This is a genomic window from Nocardioides dokdonensis FR1436 (genome assembly GCF_001653335.1).
GTDB classification, from domain to species: Bacteria; Actinomycetota; Actinomycetes; order Propionibacteriales; family Nocardioidaceae; genus Nocardioides; species Nocardioides dokdonensis.
In genome coordinates, this window is sequence record NZ_CP015079.1 from 3,533,480 (window position 1) to 3,550,213 (window position 16,734).

The 16,734-nt window shown below is 73.1% G+C and carries 12 protein-coding genes; 5 read left to right on the top strand and 7 right to left on the bottom strand.

Annotated elements, in window-relative coordinates:
* Positions 1–9: 9 nt before the first annotated feature.
* The 4 genes from I601_RS16705 to I601_RS16720 are packed head-to-tail and all read right to left on the bottom strand — an operon-like array spanning position 10 to position 3,291.
* A complete protein-coding gene (locus I601_RS16705) occupies positions 10–783 on the bottom strand; it encodes a sulfite exporter TauE/SafE family protein (RefSeq protein WP_068112207.1) in 774 nt (257 codons plus the stop codon).
* A gap of 10 nt (positions 784–793) precedes the next feature.
* Positions 794–1,927 (bottom strand): SPFH domain-containing protein, encoded by a 1,134-nt coding sequence (locus I601_RS16710; RefSeq protein WP_068112209.1) that lies wholly within the window; start codon positions 1,925–1,927, stop codon positions 794–796.
* Between the two features lie 57 nt (positions 1,928–1,984).
* A complete protein-coding gene (locus I601_RS16715) occupies positions 1,985–2,446 on the bottom strand; it encodes an NfeD family protein (RefSeq protein ID WP_068112212.1) in 462 nt (153 codons plus the stop codon).
* A gap of 50 nt (positions 2,447–2,496) precedes the next feature.
* The gene (locus I601_RS16720; protein ID WP_068112215.1) at positions 2,497–3,291 is read right to left on the bottom strand and encodes an ABC transporter ATP-binding protein; all 795 of its coding nucleotides are present in this window, start codon (positions 3,289–3,291) and stop codon (positions 2,497–2,499) included.
* A 59-nt stretch (positions 3,292–3,350) separates the two neighbouring features.
* Here I601_RS16720 and I601_RS16725 point away from each other — a divergent pair, with 59 nt between their 5' ends.
* Positions 3,351–4,127, top strand: coding sequence for a hypothetical protein (locus tag I601_RS16725; RefSeq protein WP_068112218.1), 777 nt, complete (start codon positions 3,351–3,353; stop codon positions 4,125–4,127).
* 67 nt (positions 4,128–4,194) lie between these two features.
* Positions 4,195–6,576, top strand: a complete 2,382-nt coding sequence (gene secD / locus I601_RS16730) for a protein translocase subunit SecD (RefSeq protein ID WP_068115139.1) — start codon at positions 4,195–4,197, stop codon at positions 6,574–6,576.
* 16 nt (positions 6,577–6,592) lie between these two features.
* On the opposite strand, the gene I601_RS16735 is transcribed toward secD, so the two are convergent.
* Complete coding sequence (locus tag I601_RS16735; RefSeq protein ID WP_068112221.1) at positions 6,593–9,055, bottom strand: zinc ribbon domain-containing protein; 2,463 nt, start codon at positions 9,053–9,055, stop codon at positions 6,593–6,595.
* Between the two features lie 107 nt (positions 9,056–9,162).
* Here I601_RS16735 and serB point away from each other — a divergent pair, with 107 nt between their 5' ends.
* Positions 9,163–10,398, top strand: a complete 1,236-nt coding sequence (serB, locus tag I601_RS16740; RefSeq protein WP_068112224.1) for a phosphoserine phosphatase SerB — start codon at positions 9,163–9,165, stop codon at positions 10,396–10,398.
* Positions 10,399–10,416: 18 nt separating this feature from the next.
* Here the strand turns inward: serB and I601_RS16745 are convergent, their stop codons facing one another.
* The gene (locus I601_RS16745; protein ID WP_237089443.1) at positions 10,417–10,983 is read right to left on the bottom strand and encodes a SixA phosphatase family protein; all 567 of its coding nucleotides are present in this window, start codon (positions 10,981–10,983) and stop codon (positions 10,417–10,419) included.
* 95 nt (positions 10,984–11,078) lie between these two features.
* Between I601_RS16745 and I601_RS16750 the strand changes: the two genes are divergently transcribed.
* Positions 11,079–12,134: a cyanophycinase gene (locus I601_RS16750; RefSeq protein WP_084527731.1), complete on the top strand. Its 1,056-nt coding sequence runs from the start codon at positions 11,079–11,081 to the stop codon at positions 12,132–12,134.
* Positions 12,131–14,902 (top strand): cyanophycin synthetase, encoded by a 2,772-nt coding sequence (cphA, locus tag I601_RS16755; RefSeq protein ID WP_068112230.1) that lies wholly within the window; start codon positions 12,131–12,133, stop codon positions 14,900–14,902. The genes I601_RS16750 and cphA overlap by 4 nt, the downstream gene beginning before the upstream one ends.
* Positions 14,903–15,003: 101 nt before the next feature.
* On the opposite strand, the gene I601_RS16760 is transcribed toward cphA, so the two are convergent.
* The gene (locus I601_RS16760; RefSeq protein ID WP_068112231.1) at positions 15,004–16,656 is read right to left on the bottom strand and encodes a fatty acid--CoA ligase; all 1,653 of its coding nucleotides are present in this window, start codon (positions 16,654–16,656) and stop codon (positions 15,004–15,006) included.
* Positions 16,657–16,734: the final 78 nt, after the last annotated feature.

The following is a 16,734-nucleotide window of genomic DNA, read 5'->3' on the forward strand; positions in this document are numbered from 1 at the left end:
CGCGCTCGCTCAGCGCACCACGAGGACCACGAACGCCGTGGTGCCGACGAGCACGATGACGGCGCGCAGCGCGACGGGCGGCAGCCGCCGGCCGACGTGGGCGCCGACCTGGCCCCCGATGACCGCGCCCACCGCGATGGTCGCGGCGATGGACCAGTCGACGTGGGCCACGACCACGAACACCGCGGCGGCGACGAAGTTCACCCCGCCGGCCAGGACGTTCTTGACGGCGTTGAGCCGCTGGAGGTCCTCCTCCACGCCGATGCCGAGGACCGCCATCAGCAGCACGCCCTGCGCCGCGCCGAAGTAGCCGCCGTAGACGCCGGTGCCGAGGACCGCCGGCCACACCCACCAGGCGCCGTCAGGGCGAGGGTCCACCGGTCGCTGCAGAGCCGCCCGCCGGGCCGCGACCCGCCGCGAGATGGTCGGTTGGGCGATCACGAGGACGACCCCGAGCGCCACCAGGGCCGGCACGATGGTCGCGAACGCCGCCTCGGGCAGCACCAGGAGCAGCAGCGCGCCCCCGGTGCCGCCGAGCACGCTGGCGACGCTGAGCCGCAGCACCCGACGCCGCTGGCCGCGCAGCTCGCGGCGATAGCCCCAGGCAGCGGAGAAGGAGCCGGGGAACAGACCCACGGTGTTGGACACGTTCGCGGTGACCGGCGGGACCCCGAAGGCCAGCAGCGTCGGGAAGGTGACCAGGGTCCCCGACCCGACGACCGCGTTGATGGAGCCGGCCGCGATCCCGGCGAGCAGGATCGCGGCCGTCTCGAGCAGACCCACGTCTAGAGCGTCATCCGGTGGTGCCCGGGGTGCCCGGGTCGGCCCCGGGGTCGGTCTCGGTCTCGGGGTCGCCGACGACCTGAGCCCGGGACTTGCCCGGGTTCGCGGCCAGCGCGGCCTCCTCGATCGCGGCCTGGACCACGGCGCTGCTCGAGCCGCCGCCGGAGGGCTCGGGGATCGTCGGCTCCGTCGGGCCCATGTCGACCCGGGTGCGCGGACCGTCGACCTCCTGCGGGATGCCCTTGAGGTCGTTCATCGTCGAGCCGAGCCCCTCGAGCGCCTTGCCGATCTCGCTGGGGACGATCCAGACCTTGTTGGCGTCGCCCTCCGCGATCTTCGGCATCATCTGCAGGTACTGGTAGGCCAGCAGCGACTGGTCGGGGCGTCCGTCGTGGATGGCCTGGAAGACCGTCTGGATGGCCTGTCCCTCACCCTGGGCCCGCAGGATCTGCGACTCCCGGTCGGCCTGGGCGCGCAGGATCGCGGACTCCCGGTCCCCCTCGGCGGTGAGGATCGCGGACTGCTTGCGCCCCTCCGCGGTCAGGATGGCCGACTGCCGCTCGCCCTCGGCGGTGAGGATGGTGGCCCGCTTGTCACGGTCCGCGCGCATCTGCTTCTCCATCGTGTCCTTGATGGACGGCGGCGGGTCGATGCTCTTGATCTCGACCCGACCGACGCGGATCCCCCACTTGCCGGTGGCCTCGTCGAGCACGCCGCGCAGCCCGGAGTTGATGGTCTCGCGGCTGGTCAGCGTCTGCTCGAGGTCCATGCCGCCCACGATGTTGCGCAGCGTGGTCATGGTGATCTGCTCGACGGCCTGGATGTAGTTGGCGATCTCGTAGGTGGCTGCGACCGGGTCGATGACCTGGAAGTAGATGACCGTGTCGATCTCGACGGTCAGGTTGTCCTCGGTGATCACCGAGGACGGCGGGAAGCTCACCACCTGTTCGCGCATGTCGATCATGTAGCGCACCTTGTCGATGAAGGGCACGACGATGTTCAGGCCGGGCGCGAGGGTGTCCTTGTACTTGCCGAAGCGCTCGACGACACCGGCGCGCGCCTGGGGCACGATCCGGATCGTCTTGCCGAGCACGACGATGACGAACAGGAACAACACCGCCAGCAATATCGAGATGGCCAGCATGGGCAGGTCTCCTTGAGGGGGTCTCGGTGGTCGGGCTGGGGTGGGAGCCGGGGCGGGTCAGGCCTCGAGGCGCGGCACGGGGTGCACGTAGGCGGTGGCGCCCCGGATCTCGAGCACCTCGATGTTCTCGCCCGGGGTGATGGTGGTCATCGTGTCGTACGGCGAGGCCGACCACTCCTCGCCGCCCACCCGGATCCTGCCGACCTCGGTGGCGCTGATCTGCTGGGTGACCACACCTTGGGTGCCGATCAGCCGTCCGTGGGACATCCGCAGGTCGGGGCCGCTGTGGAGCTTGGCGATCAGACGCGGCCGGAGCAGCAGGAGGGTGGCCAGCGACGCGGCGGCAGCGGTCAGCACCTGGAGCACCAGGGGCAGGTCGAAGGCGCCGGTGACGGCACCGGCCAGGGCCCCGGCGGCGAGCGCCATGAAGATCAGGTCGAGGCTGAACATCTCCGCGACGCTCAGCGCGGCCGCGGCAGCGAGCCACGCGGCCCAGCTGTTCTCGGTCCACCACTCCATGACTTCACCCTACCCAGGTGGGCGCACCGCACACGGCCGGACGCACGCGGCTACCGGGAGCGGTTGCGACGCCGCGCGGTCCAGCGCTCGTCCTCGTGCCCGACGCTGAGCGGCATCCCGAACGTCGCCGACAGCGCGGACTCGGTGATCACCTGGTCCAGCAGCCCCGCCTCGACGACCCGGCCCTCACGCAGCAGCAGGGCGTGGGTGAAGCCGGGCGGGATCTCCTCGACGTGGTGCGAGACCAGCACGGTCGCCGGCGAGTCGGGGTCGTAGGCCAGCATCGAGAGCGTCGCCACGAGGTCCTCGCGCCCGCCGAGGTCGAGGCCGGCGGCCGGCTCGTCGAGCAGCAGCAGCTCGGGGTCTGCCATCAGCGCCCGGCAGATCTGGACCCGCTTGCGCTCCCCCTCCGACAGGGTGCCGAAGGTGCGGTCGGCCAGCTGGAGGGCGCCGAGCTCACGCAGCAGCGACTCGGCGCGGTCGTGGTCGAGCTCGTCGTAGGCCTCGCGCCAGCGTCCGACGACGCCGTACGACGCCGAGACCACCACGTCGCGAACCTTCTCGTGGCGGGGGATCCGTTCGGCCAGCGCCGCGCTCGTCAGCCCGATGCGCGGGCGCAGCTCGAAGACGTCGACGGTGCCGAGGACCTCCTCGAGGACCGCGGCCACACCGTCGGAGGGGTGCATCTGGGCGGCGGCGAGCTGCAGCAGCGTCGTCTTGCCCGCGCCGTTGGGCCCGAGGACCACCCAGCGCTCGTCCTCCTCGACCGTCCAGCTGACCTGGTCGAGCAGGGTCGCCTGTCCTCGACGGACGGTGACGTCGGCGAACTCGAGGACTGCAGCCATGGCGTCACCCTAACCACCGTCGCCGACGCCCTCACGAGCGCGGCGTAACCTCGGGGTCCGTGAGCTCCCCGCTGCCCGCCGCTGCCCGTCTGGCCTGGTGGGGCACCGCCTGGCTGCGGGGCCACGTGGTGGCCGACCTGGTCGTGGACGCCGTCGTGGACGACCAGGCGACCCACGCGATCGCCGGACTCGCCACGCTCGGCCTGGGTGGCGACCCCACCGAGACCCTCCTCGGCGGTCTGGCCCGGCTGCGGGTCGAGGGCGCCGACACGATCGGCGCGGCGTTCGGGGTGGAGGGCGACCCTGTCGGCCTCGGCGGGCCTCCCGCGTTCAACGCCGCGGCGCTCGAGGCCGGCGAGGCCGTGGTGGTCTCCGGGCCCCGGATGACGCCCCTGCCGGGCGGATCCCACGTGCTCGGCCTGGTGCCGGTGGTGGTCGGCGCGGCCACGACCTGGGTGGCGTCCCCGGCGGCCCGGCGCCAGCTGCCCGACGTGGGCGAGGCGGACCGCGCGCTGCGCGCGGCACTCCCGGTCACGGCCGAGGTGCTGGCCCGCCTCGAGGTGGCCCGGTGGCGTCCCGAGGTCGCCGACCGGCTGATGAACCTGCGCCACCGCGACCCGGTGACCGCCCCACCGGGGGTGCCCGCGCGCTGCGTGGAGCTGGCGGCCCGCGGTCTGCAGGCCCTGGAGATCGTCGAGCTCGCGCTCGAGGACGACGGGGGTGCGATCAGCGCCCAGGAGGCCTCCGCCCGGGCCGAGGCGCTGCGCCCGCTGGCCAGGGCTGCGCGACACGCGCTCGTGGCGTCCTGTTCCCCGGAGGTCTGGCCGCCCTGGTGAGCGGCCCCGGCTCCCCGAGGGCGGGCCGGTGTGTGACGTAGCCGACCGATGACGGACCATGTGCGTCATGCGCAAGAGCTCGTGGTGGCGTTTCATCGTCGCCGTCCTGGTCCTGACCGGTGCCGTCCTGCTCGCCCTGGGCTCGACGCCGAAACTCGGTCTGGACCTCTCCGGAGGCACCCAGATCACCCTGGAGGCCAGCTCCACCGACACTGTCGAGGCGAACGCCGAGAACACCGACCGAGCCGTCGAGGTGCTCCGCGGGCGCGTGGACGCCCTCGGCGTCACCGAGCCGACCCTGGTCCGCTCGGGCGAGAACCGGATCCTCATCGAGCTCCCGGGCCTCGAGGACCCGCGCGAGGCCGCCGAGGTCATCGGACGCACCGCGCGCCTGACCTTCCACCCCGTGCTGGGCGTCGACCCGAGCATCGTCGGCAAGACCGGCGAGAGCAGCGCCAAGGACAAGAAGAAGGACGGGGACACCGAGGACGGCGAGGACCCCGAGGCCCCGACCGGAGGCCAGGAGCCGGAGACCGACGACCAGGGCCGCTTCGTGACGAAGGACGAGGACGGCGGCCCGCTCGTGCTCGGCCCCTCCCAGCTCGAGGGCGACGACGTCGACCAGGCCACGGCCGGCATCCAGGACCAGGGTGTCCAGTGGGTCGTCGACGTGGAGTTCGCCAAGAAGGGCCAGGACGCCTGGGCCTCGCTCACCGGCGACGCCGCGTGCTTCCCCCAGGGCGACCCGCAGCGTCGGATCGCGATCATGCTCGACGGCGAGGTCATCTCGTCCCCGCAGGTCCAGGACTCCAGCTGTGACGTCGGCCAGCTCGGCGGGCGCACCCAGATCAGCGGCAGCTTCACCGAGTCCTCCGCCCAGAACCTCGCCCTGCTCATCGAGGGCGGCGCCCTGCCCCTGCCGGTCGAGATCATCTCCCAGCAGGTCGTCGGCCCCACCCTGGGCGACGAGGCGATCGACGCCTCCGTCAAGGCCGGCCTCCTCGGTCTGCTGCTCACCGGACTGTTCATCACCTTCGCCTACCGGCTCTCCGGCTTCCTGGCCGTGGTGGCGCTGGGCTGCTACGCGCTGATCTCGTACGCCATCCTCGTGCTGCTCGGCGCCACGCTCACCTTGCCGGGCCTCGCGGGCTTCGTGCTGGCCATCGGCATGGCGATCGACGCCAACGTCCTCGTCTTCGAGCGCGCCAAGGAGGAGAGCTCCGAGGCGGGGTCCACCCCTGCGCGCGCCATCTCCACCGGGTTCTCGAAGGCCTGGTCGGCGATCCTCGACTCCAACGTCACCACGCTCCTCGCCGGTGGACTGCTCTTCTTCCTGGCCACCGGCCCGGTCCGCGGATTCGGTGTCACCCTGACCATCGGTGTGATCGCGTCGATGTTCTCCGCCATGGTGATCAGCCGGGTGCTCGTCGAGTTCGCCACGTCGCGCAAGGCGGTGCGCCGCCGTCCGGGCCTGACCGGCTTCGCCAAGACCGGCCGGGTCCACGACGTGCTGCTGCGCCGCAACCCCGACGTCATGGGTCGCTCGCGCATCTGGCTGGCCCTGTCGTCGCTCGTCGTGGTCGCCGCCCTGCTCGGGATCGTGCTCAACGGGCTCAACCTCGGGGTCGAGTTCACCGGTGGTCGCGTCCTGGACTTCACCACCACGACCTCCGCCACCAAGAGCGACGTCGAGACCGTGCGCTCGGACCTCGGCGACGCCGGCTTCGACGACGCGGTCGTGCAGACCTCCGGCGACGGCGACCTGGTCATCAAGGTCGGCGACGTCGACAACGACGAGGCCCAGGTGATCCGCGACCTGGTCGCCGAGGCCGTGCCCGGCTCCGACCTGGAGTCCGACTCCCTGATCGGGCCGTCCCTCGGCGACGAGCTGCGCACCAAGGCGCTCATCGCCCTCGGCATCGCCCTCGCCGCCCAGATGCTCTACCTGGCGCTGCGGTTCCGCTGGGTCTTCGGCGCCTCCGCCGCGATCGCGATGCTGCACGACGTCTCGATCGTCATCGGCGTGTTCGCGTGGCTGGGCCGTCCCGTCGACGGGGTCTTCCTCGCCGCGATCCTCACCGTCATCGGTCTCAGCGTCAACGACACCGTCGTCGTCTTCGACCGGGTCCGCGAGAAGTGGCGCGGCACCTCGGCGAACGAGACCTTCGCCGCCTCCTGCAACGAGGCGGTGCTGGCGACGGTGCCCCGCACGGTGAACACCGGCCTCGGCACGATGTTCATCCTGGCGGCGCTGTACTTCCTGGGCGGCGACTCCCTCACCGACTTCGCCCTCGCGCTGCTGATCGGACTGGTCGTCGGCACCTACTCGTCGGTCTTCACCGCCACCCCGCTGGCCGTGCTGATGCACCGGGTGTGGCCGGTCGAGCCTCGCACCCCGCGCGAGAAGCGCCCGGAGCGGACGCCCGACGACAGCGGCGCCGTGATCTGACCCGGCACCGGGTCCCTCACCGGAGTCGGGCCAGGTAGCCACCTGCGACGCGCAGGTCGCGCACCCGGCGCTCCCAGCTGATCCCCACCACGGTCAGCAGGAGGCCGGCCACCGCGAGCAGCACCCACTGCGGCGTGGCGGCGGCGTACGGCGCGAGCTCGCGGAGCACGAGCAGCGCCCCGGCCACCGCTCCCACGACGAGCGGCGCCTGCCAGCCCACGCGAGCGCCGCCGAGGACCAGCAGCAGGCAGCCACCCCCGAGCAGGAGTGCCCGCCAGGAGACCGGGTCCCCTGCCAGCACCCAGAGCAGGCTCGGCAGCACGGCGAGGACCAGTCCGGGCAGCAGCGTCGCCTGGCTCGAGGCGGCGGGTGTGGCGCGCAGCACGCGCCACCCGACGACGAGCAGCACCAGGGCCGTGGGGCCGGTGTAGGCCTCGGGTGCCTCGACCCCGAGATCGCCCAGACGCACCCAGGTGGCAGCCGCGAGCAGGAGCCCGCCCGCCCAGGCCGCCGGACGCCGGCGCGGGTCGGTCAGGGCCCGCACCACGACGAGGGCGCCGGCGAGCGTCAGGTGCACCGCGAGGGAGACCGACACGTCGTCCGCCGCCAGCACGCCGACCGCTCCCGCCCAGGGGGCGACCAGCACGACCGACACGTCCACCGCGTCCTGGCGCACCACCACGGCGAGGACACCGAGCAGGATGAGCACCACGCCTCCGCGCACGGACACGTCGAGGCCGACGACCTCCCCCGCGGACCAGAGGGCGGCAGCGAGCGCGGCCGGCAGCGCCAGGGCGGGCACGAGCGGCCACCGCGGGCCCGGTCGCACCGGGCGGCCGACGTCGCGGGCCAGGCGCCACCCCAGGGCCAGGGCGAGGGCCGTCCACGCCGAGGCGGCCAGGACGGCGCTCGGCAGCGCCAGTGCTGCGGCCGCGCCCCCGACGACGACCCCGACGACGACTCCGACGTCGGCCCCGTGGGTCGCGCCGAGCGACGTACGGACCACGACCAGAGCGAGCCCGGCGGCCAGCACCGGCAGCAGCAGGACGCCCAGCGGCGCCCCCTCGAGGGCACCCGCCCCCAGCACCGCGAGCCCGAGCAGGCCGAGCCCGGCAAGCGCGACCCGACGCCGCCAGGCGGACCTCACCAGGCCGAGCACGAGCAGGACGAGCGCCAGCACGGCCACGACGAGGAGGCGGGCGTCCCAGATCGGGGCGCTGCCGTCGACCCGCACCGCTCCGGAGACGCTGTAGGGCTCACCGACCCGGAGCAGCGCCTCGGCGGCTGCCCCGCTCAGGACGAGCACGGCGGCCACCGCCGGACCGGCGAACGCGATCCCGGGCCCGGCGGCCACCGGGCGCCAACGCGGTCGCACGAGCGCCACCAGGCTCCACACCGCGACGGTCGAGGCCGTGACGACCAGGACGACGTCGGCCCCCTCGTCGAGCGCGGCGAACACCACGGTGAGGGAGACACCCGCGGCAGCGGCCGCCGCCGGGACAGCGGCCAGCCGATGGGCACGCACGGAGGGCTCGAGCAGGGGCAGCAGCCCCAGGGCCGAGGCCGCCAGCATCCACGCGGCACCTCCGTGCGCCCACCACCGGGCCAGGCTCATGCGGTCACCGTTCTCGGCGACCACGACGACCACCAGCACCAGCCAGGCGACCAGCCCGGCGACGGCGGCCGCGATCCTGAGGACCGACAGCCCCGTCCGGGCGCCGAGCGCGACCAGGCCGGCCGCTGCCAGGACCGCCCCGGCCCAGGCGAGCTCGATCGCGGAGCCGGGGTCGAGCGCACCGACCGCGCCGGCCACGACGAGCAGGGCCGGGCCGGGCACCAGCTGCGGCACCACCGGATCCTGGCCGCCCAGGGTGCGGTGCAGCGCGGAGAGGCCCAGGCCCGCAGCGCCCAGCGCGGCCCCGAGCACGATGCCGAAGCCCGCCGACCCGAGGTCCGGCGCCCAGCCGGCCTGCGCGGCACCCAGCACGTCGAGGACCACCAGGCCCAGCGTCACGGCTCCGAGTGCCTCCGCGGCCGCTCCCAGGCCGCGTCGCCCCAGGGCCACGGAGGCCGCGGCTGCGGACCCGGTGAGCGCCAGCAGCACGGCGGTGCGTCCGGCGACCCCGAGGGAGGACCAGGCCACGGCCAGGAAGACCACGGCAGCGACCAGCAGGCAGGCCGCCCCCAGGGTCAGCAGCAACCGCGGCACGGACGACTGCCCGAGGCCCGCCCCGCGGCGCACCGGCTCTGCGGCCGGGGCCGTCCGCCCCGGATCGAGCACCGGGGCACCGGTGGACGCCGGAACCACCGCGGTGGCCCGGAGCCGGCGCAACAGGTCGTCGGCCCGTCCCAGGGTCGCGAGCAGCTCGACGGCCAACGGGTGCCGCAGCGGCAGCCCGCAGCGGGGGCAGGAGACCGGGTCGGTGGGCAGCACGGCACCGCAGTCGGGGCACAGATCGGGTCGCGCGAAGGTGGCCATGGGCTCAGCAGACCGCAACGCGCAGCCCCGCCACCAGTGCCGGAAGACTCACCCGCCCTGGGCTTGCGTACTCAGGGCCGGACCCTGGCGATAGCCTCGTGCCTGCGATGAACCAGCCCCTCACCCCGCCCTCCGCCGCCCGCCCCGAGACGCTCCTCATCACCCTCACCGGCCGAGACCGGCCCGGCGTGACGTCCGCGGTGTTCGCCACCCTGGCCCGTGCGGGCGTCGAGGTCGTGGACCTGGAGCAGATCCGGCTGCGCCGCCGCCTGATCCTCGGGGTCCTGGTGACCGTCCCCGAGGACGCCGCCGGGCTGCAGCAGGCCGTCGAGGAGACCGCCGCCGAGCTCGACATGAGCGTCGAGGTCGAGGCCGGCACCGGTGACACGCGGCCGCCTGCCGGCACCGGGGCCCACGTCACGGTGCTGGGTACGCCGCTGAGCGCCACGGCGATGGCGGCCGTCGCGGGCCGCATCGCCGAGGCCGGCGCCAACATCGACCGCATCGAGCGGATGGCGCGCTACCCCATCACCGCCCTCGACCTGCACGTGTCGGGCGCCGACCCCGAGCAGCTGCGCGAGCTCCTGTCCCTCGAGGCCGCGACCCAGGGCATCGACGTCGCCGTCCAGCCGGCCAACCTCCTGCGCCGCGGGATGCGGCTGATCGTGATGGACGTCGACTCCACCCTGATCCAGGGCGAGGTCATCGAGATGATCGCGGCGCACGCCGGCTGCGAGGCCGAGGTCGCAGAGGTGACGGAGCGGGCGATGCGGGGCGAGCTGGACTTCGAGGAGTCGCTGCGTTCGCGCGTGGCGCTCCTGGAGGGCGTCCCGGCCGCCGCGCTGCACGAGGTCTACGACTCGATCCAGCTGGCGCCGGGGGCCCGGACGATGGTGCGCACCCTGCGCCGCCTCGGTTACCGGTTCGCCATCGTCTCGGGCGGCTTCACCCAGATCACCGACCGGCTCGCGGTCGACCTGGGCATCCACTTCTCGCGGGCCAACGAGCTCGAGATCCGCGACGGCCGCCTCACCGGGCGCATCGTCGGCGAGGTCGTCGACCGGGCCGGCAAGGCGCGGGCGCTGCGCGAGTTCGCCGCCGAGATCGGCGTCGACGTGGCCTCGACCATCGCCATCGGCGACGGGGCCAACGACCTCGACATGCTCGCGGCGGCGGGTCTGGGGATCGCCTACAACGCGAAGCCGATGGTGCGCGACGCCGCCGACACCGCCGTCAACGTGCCCTACCTCGACGCCATCATCTACCTGCTCGGCATCAGCCGCGACGAGGTGGAGGCCGCCGACCGGGCCGTCGGCATCACCACCCCCGCGCCGCCTGTGTGACCAGTCAGACCCGCCTGATCAGGCGCGCGCGACGTGGTGGGCCCTGAGCGTGGCGGTCTGCTCGCCCAGGTCGGCCCAGGCGGTGGCGACGGCGTACACGGTGATCGCTGCGGTCGGGTATCCCGAGAGCAGCCCCATCGAGGCCTCCTGGTCGCCCTCGCCGTCGTCGAGCAGCTGCGCCAGCGTCCCCACCGTGGGGTTGTGGCCCACGACGACGAGCGTCGACACCTCGCTCCGCACCAGCCGGACCAGGTCGAGCGCAGCCTCGGTGCCGGCCTCGTACATGCCCCGGTCGAGCTGGGGCTCGAGGCTCCAGCCGGCGCCGACGCACACCTGCTCCCACGTCTGGTGGGTCCGCACGGCCGACGACACGAGCGCGTGGTCGGGCCGCAGCCCGCGCGCAGCAAGCCACCGTCCGGCCGCTGCCGCGTCGCGGCGCCCGCTGCTGCTCAGCTGACGCAGCGAGTCGCTGGCCGCGGCGTCCTCGGCGCGGGCGTGGCGCATCAGGACCAACGTGCGAGCGCCCTCCCCGGAGGCGCTGGCGCGGTCGTCGTCGGGCTGGGACAGGGGGTCGCTGCTGGTCACGGGAGCCAGCCTGGCAGCACTCGGCGTCTCGAGCCAGGTCGCCCAGCCTCGCGCGCCCTGCAGGGTGAGGCCGGTCATGCCCTAGCGTGACGCCCATGCCTCGAGGTCCCCTGATGATCATCGGAGGTGCAGAGGACAAGCTGCGCCGCCGCACCGTGCTCCAGGACTTCGTCACCGCCAGCGGTGGCCGGGAGTCCCGCATCGCCGTCATCCCCACCGCCTCCTCCATCGGCGAGGAGATCGTCGCGGTGTACGCCGCACTGTTCGGCAAGCTGGGGGCCGCCCAGGTGGAGGCGGTCGACCCGACCTCCCGGGATGACGCCCACGACGAGGACCTGGTGGCGGCGCTCGACGACGCCACCGGCATCTTCATGACCGGTGGCAACCAGCTCAAGCTGTCGTCGATCATCAACGGCACCCCGGTCGGCCAGGCCATCGTGCGCGCGCACCGCCGGGGCGCGGTGGTCGCGGGCACGTCGGCGGGCGCCAGCATCCAGTCCAGCCACATGGTGGCCTTCGGCTCCGGCGGCGCCACGCCCAAGCAGCGGATGACGCAGGTCGCAGCCGGCCTGGGGCTGCTGACGTCCTCGGTCATCGACCAGCACTTCGAGCAGCGCAACCGCTACGGCCGGCTGCTGATGATCGTGGCGCAGAGCCCGGCACTGCTCGGGCTGGGCGTCGACGAGGACACCGCCGCCACCGTCACCCACGAGATCGACGACACGACCGGCGCGGAGCGCGAGGTCATGCGGGTCACCGGTCGCGGCGCCGTGACCGTCATGGACGGCTCCCGGATGATCACCAACGCCTTCGAGGCGAAGCGCTCGGCCCCGCTGCTGGCCAGCGGCGTGGTGCTGCACGTGCTGCCCGCGGGTGCCGCGTACGACCTGACCAGGCGCGAGCTGCTGCCCGGCGAGACCGTGATCGACCCCGAGGACGCCGCCGAGCTGGAGGCCGTCGGCAAGGACCTGCGCCGGATGGCCCGCGACATCGCGGCCTCGGACGCCTCCCCCACGGTGCTGCGGCGCCGGATGTCGCGGCTGCGCAAGCTGCGCTCCGCCGAGCAGTCACCGTTGGACGACCAGCCCGATCCCCTGCCTGCGGCCCTCCTGGAGCCCGCGCGCACCCCCGAGAACGGAGCGACCCGATGACCGAACGCCCCACGCCCGACCTGAGCATCCTCGAGACCCGGGTCTACCGCGGCGCCAACATCTGGTCCTACGACCGGGCCATCCACCTCGTCGTCGACCTCGGGGTGCTGGAGAAGTTCCCCACCAACACGCTGCCGGGCTTCACCGACCACCTGGTCGCGATGCTGCCGGGGCTGCGCGAGCACTCCTGCTCTCGAGGGCGCCGCGGCGGGTTCGTCGAGCGGCTGCACGAGGGCACCTGGCTGGGCCACGTCGCCGAGCACTGTGCCCTGGCCCTGCAGCAGGTGGTCGGCCACGACGTGCGCCGCGGGAAGACCCGCCAGGTCAAGGGTCGCGACGGGGTCTACAACGTCATCTTCGGGTACGCCGACGAGCAGGTCGGCCTGGCCGCGTCCCGGCTGGCCGTGCGGCTGGTCAACCACCTCGTCGAGGCGGACCCGGCGTTCGACTGGGACGAGGAGCTGGAGCAGTTCATCCGCCGCGCCCAGCGCACCGCCTTCGGCCCCTCCACCCAGGCGATCATCGACGAGGCCGTCTCCCGCGACATCCCGTGGATCCGGCTCAACCAGCACTCGCTGGTCCAGCTCGGCCAGGGCGTCCACGCCCAGCGGATCCGCGCCACCATGACGTCGCAGACCTCCTCCATCGCCGTCGACATCGCCTCCGACAAGGACCTGACCACCTCGCTGCTCTCGGCGGCCGGGCTGCCGGTGCCCAAGCAGGAGTCGGTGCGCACCGTGGAGGCGTGCGTGCGGGCCGCCGGGCGGATCGGCTACCCCGTGGTGGTCAAGCCCCTGGACGGCAACCACGGTCGCGGCGTGTGCCTGAACCTGCAGGACGAGGACCAGGTGGCCGAGGCGTTCGAGATCGCCCGGGAGCAGTCCCGGCGCGGGCACGTCATCGTCGAGTCGCACGTGGTCGGCAAGGACTACCGCTGCCTGATCATCGACGGCAAGGTCGCCGCCATCGCCGAGCGGGTCCCCGCCTCGGTGGTCGGCGACGGCTCCTCGACCGTCGAGCAGCTCGTCGACGACGCGAACGCCGACCCGCGCCGCGGCGTGGGCCACGAGAAGGTGCTGACCCGGATCAAGGTCGACGACGCCGCGATCGAGCGCGTGCGCGACCAGGGGTTCGCGATGAGCGACGTACCGCCCGAGGGGACGACGGTGCGCCTCGCGCTGACCGGCAACATGTCCACCGGCGGCATCTCGATCGACCGCACCTTCGAGGCGCACCCCGAGAACGTCGAGATCGCCGAGGAGGCCGCGCGGATGGTCGGCCTCGACATCGCCGGGATCGACTTCATCTGCCCCGACATCACCGAGCCGGTCCGCGAGACCGGCGGCGCGATCTGCGAGGTCAACGCGGCCCCGGGCTTCCGGATGCACACGCACCCGACCATCGGCGAGCCCCAGTTCATCGCCAAGCCGGTCGTGGACATGCTCTTCCCGCCGGGCGCCACCTCGCGGATCCCGATCATCGCGGTGACCGGCACCAACGGCAAGACCACCACCTCGCGGATGATCAGCCACATCTTCAAGGGCATGGGGCGCAAGGTCGGCATGACCTCCACCGACGGTGTCGTCATCGACGAGCGCCTGGTCATCCGGGCGGACGCCTCGGGTCCCCGCTCGGCGCGGATGGTGCTGCAGAACCCGCGCGTCGACACGGCCGTCTTCGAGGTCGCCCGCGGCGGCATCCTGCGCGAGGGCCTGGGCTACGAGCGCAACGACGTCGCCGTCGTCATCAACGTCGCGCCCGACCACCTCGGGCTGCGCGGGATCGACACCGTCGAGCAGCTCGCCGACGTGAAGGCCGTCCTGGTCGAGGCGGTGCCCCGGGACGGGCACGCCGTCCTCAACGCCGACGACCCGCTGGTGCGCGCGATGCGCCGGCGCTGCTCGGGCCAGGTCGTCTGGTTCTCGATGGAGGAGCCCGGCACCGAGACCCGCGACATGATCGACGCCCACTGCCGCCGAGGCGGCAAGGCGCTCGTGCTGAACCCCTCCGAGCGCGGCGAGATGATCGTGGTCAAGCACGGCCCCCGCGAGATGCAGCTGGCGTGGACCCACCTGCTGCCGTCGACCTTCGGCGGCAAGGCGCGGATGAACGTCCAGAACGCGCTGGCCGCGGCTGCTGCGGCGTTCGCCTCGGGCGCCCCGCTGCACGACATCCGCCAGGGGCTGCGGTCGTTCTCGACCAACTACTACCTCTCCCCCGGCCGCCTCAACGAGATCGAGGTCAACGGCGTCAACGTCATCGTCGACTACTGCCACAACGCCCCGGGCATGCGGATGCTCGGCGACTTCGTGGACCGGGTGGGCGACTCGCTCGAGGGATCGCACGACCTGGCCCGCCCCTCGCGGATCGGCATCATCGCCACCGCGGGCGACCGACGCGACCAGGACATGCGCGAGCTCGGTGACGTGGCCGCCCAGCACTTCGACGTGGTGATCGTCCGTGAGGACGAGGCGCTGCGCAACCGCCCTCGCGGCGAGACCGCCGGGCTGGTCCTGGAGGGCGTGCGCGCCGCCATGGCCGCCGGGGCGCGGTGCAAGCAGGCCGAGGAGGTGCTCGACGAGATCGAGGCGGTGCGCCACGCGATGTCCCGCGCGAACCGCGGCGACCTGGTGATCCTGTGCGTCGACCAGCACGCGGCGGTGATGACCGAGCTGGAGAACTGGTCGCCCCAGGCCCAGGCCGGCGCCGGCTTCTCCGACGACTCCCCCCTCGCCGACCCCGACTACGTCGCCCCCACGGCCGAGTAGTCACTTTTGCACCACCGAGTAGTCAGTTCTGCACCCGGTACGGGTGCAGAACTGACCGGTGGATGGTGCAAAAGTGACCGCTCGTCGGGCGGCGCCGGGGGTTACGGCGCGACGGGGAGGTCGCCGTCGGCGAAGCGGCGGCGGAGCACCTTCTTGTCGAACTTGCCCACCGAGGTGCGGGGCACCTCGTCGATGAAGGCCCAGGTGTCGGGCAGCTGCCACTTGGCGAAGTCGCGGGACAGGAACTCGCGCAGCTCCTCGACGGTGACCGTGGCGCCGTCGCGCACCACCACGCTGGCCAGCGGCCGCTCCTGCCACTTCTCGTCGGGGATGGCGACCACGGCGGCCTCGAGGACCGCCTCGTGCGCCATCAGCGCGTTCTCGAGGTCCACCGAGGAGATCCACTCGCCGCCGGACTTGATGACGTCCTTGGCCCGGTCGGTCAGCGAGATGTAGCCCAGCTCGTCGACGTGGCCGACGTCGCCGGTGCGCAGCCAGCCGTCGTGGAACTTGGCCTCGGCCTCGGCACGCTCGCCCTCCTCCGGGCGGTAGTAGGCAGCGGTGACCCACGGGCCGCGCACCTCGAGCTCGCCGACGCTGCGCCCGTCGTGGGGCAGCACCGTCTGGTCGTCGGCCACGATCCGCGCGGAGACGCCGCACAGCAGCCGGCCCTGGGTGCCGCGGTACTGCCACTGCTCCTCCTCGGAGCACCCGACCGGGGGAAGGCCCGCCGAGGCCACCGGCGACGTCTCGGTCATCCCCCAGGCCTGGCGCACCAGCAGCCCGTGGCGCTCCTGCAGCGCCTGCTGCAGCGACACTGGCACCGCCGAGCCGCCGCACAGCACCAGGCGCAGGGAGTCCAGGGCGACCTCGGGGTGGGCGTCGAGGTGGCTGAGGACGTCGTTCCACACCGTCGGCACCCCACCGGACAGCGTGGGTCGGCTCTCCTGGATGAAGCGGACCAGCGGGTCCGCCTGGAGCCAGCGGTCGGGCAGGCACAGCGACGCGCCGCTCATCATCGCGGAGTACGGCAGCCCCCACGCGTTGGCGTGGAACATCGGCACGATCGGCAGCACCCGGTCCTCGAAGGACAGCGCCGTGGTGTTGCCCCCGCACACCGCGAGCGAGTGCAGGTACGCCGAGCGGTGGCTGTAGACGACGCCCTTGGGGTTGCCGGTGGTGCCGGAGGTGTAGCACATGGCGGCGGCGTCGCGCTCGTCCAGCTCGGGCCAGTCGAAGGTGGTCGGTTGCATGGCCAGGAGGTCCTCGTAGAGGTGCACCTGCTTGCCGGTGGCGCGCAGCGCGTCCAGGTCGGCGTCCGCGGAGTCGGGGCCGGCGACCACGACGTGCTCGACGGTGGTCATCTGGCCCAGGTGCGGCGCCAGCAGGCCCACCAGGGAGTCGTCGACGATGACCACGTGGTCCTGGGCGTGGTTGGCCACGTAGACCAGCTGCTCGGGGAAGAGCCGGATGTTGAGGGTGTGCAGCACCGCACCCATGGACGGCACCGCGAGGTAGGCCTCCAGGTGCTCGACGTTGTTCCACTGGAAGGTCCCGACCCGCTGGTCACCGTCCACACCGAGCCCGCGCAGGGCGTTGGCCAACCGGGCGGTGCGCTCGCCGAGCTCGGAGTAGCTGCGACTGCGGCTGCCCCCCTCGGTGGCGGTGATCGCCACCCCGTCGGGGTGGACCTCCACGACGTGGCGCCGGATGGCGCCGATGGTGAGCTGGTCGTCCTGCATGGTGCTGCGCATGGCGGGTCTCCGAGGCGTCGAGGTGCGGGGCGTGTGACGTCGTGCGTTGTGGTGCCGGTCACGATCCTGCCACCGTCC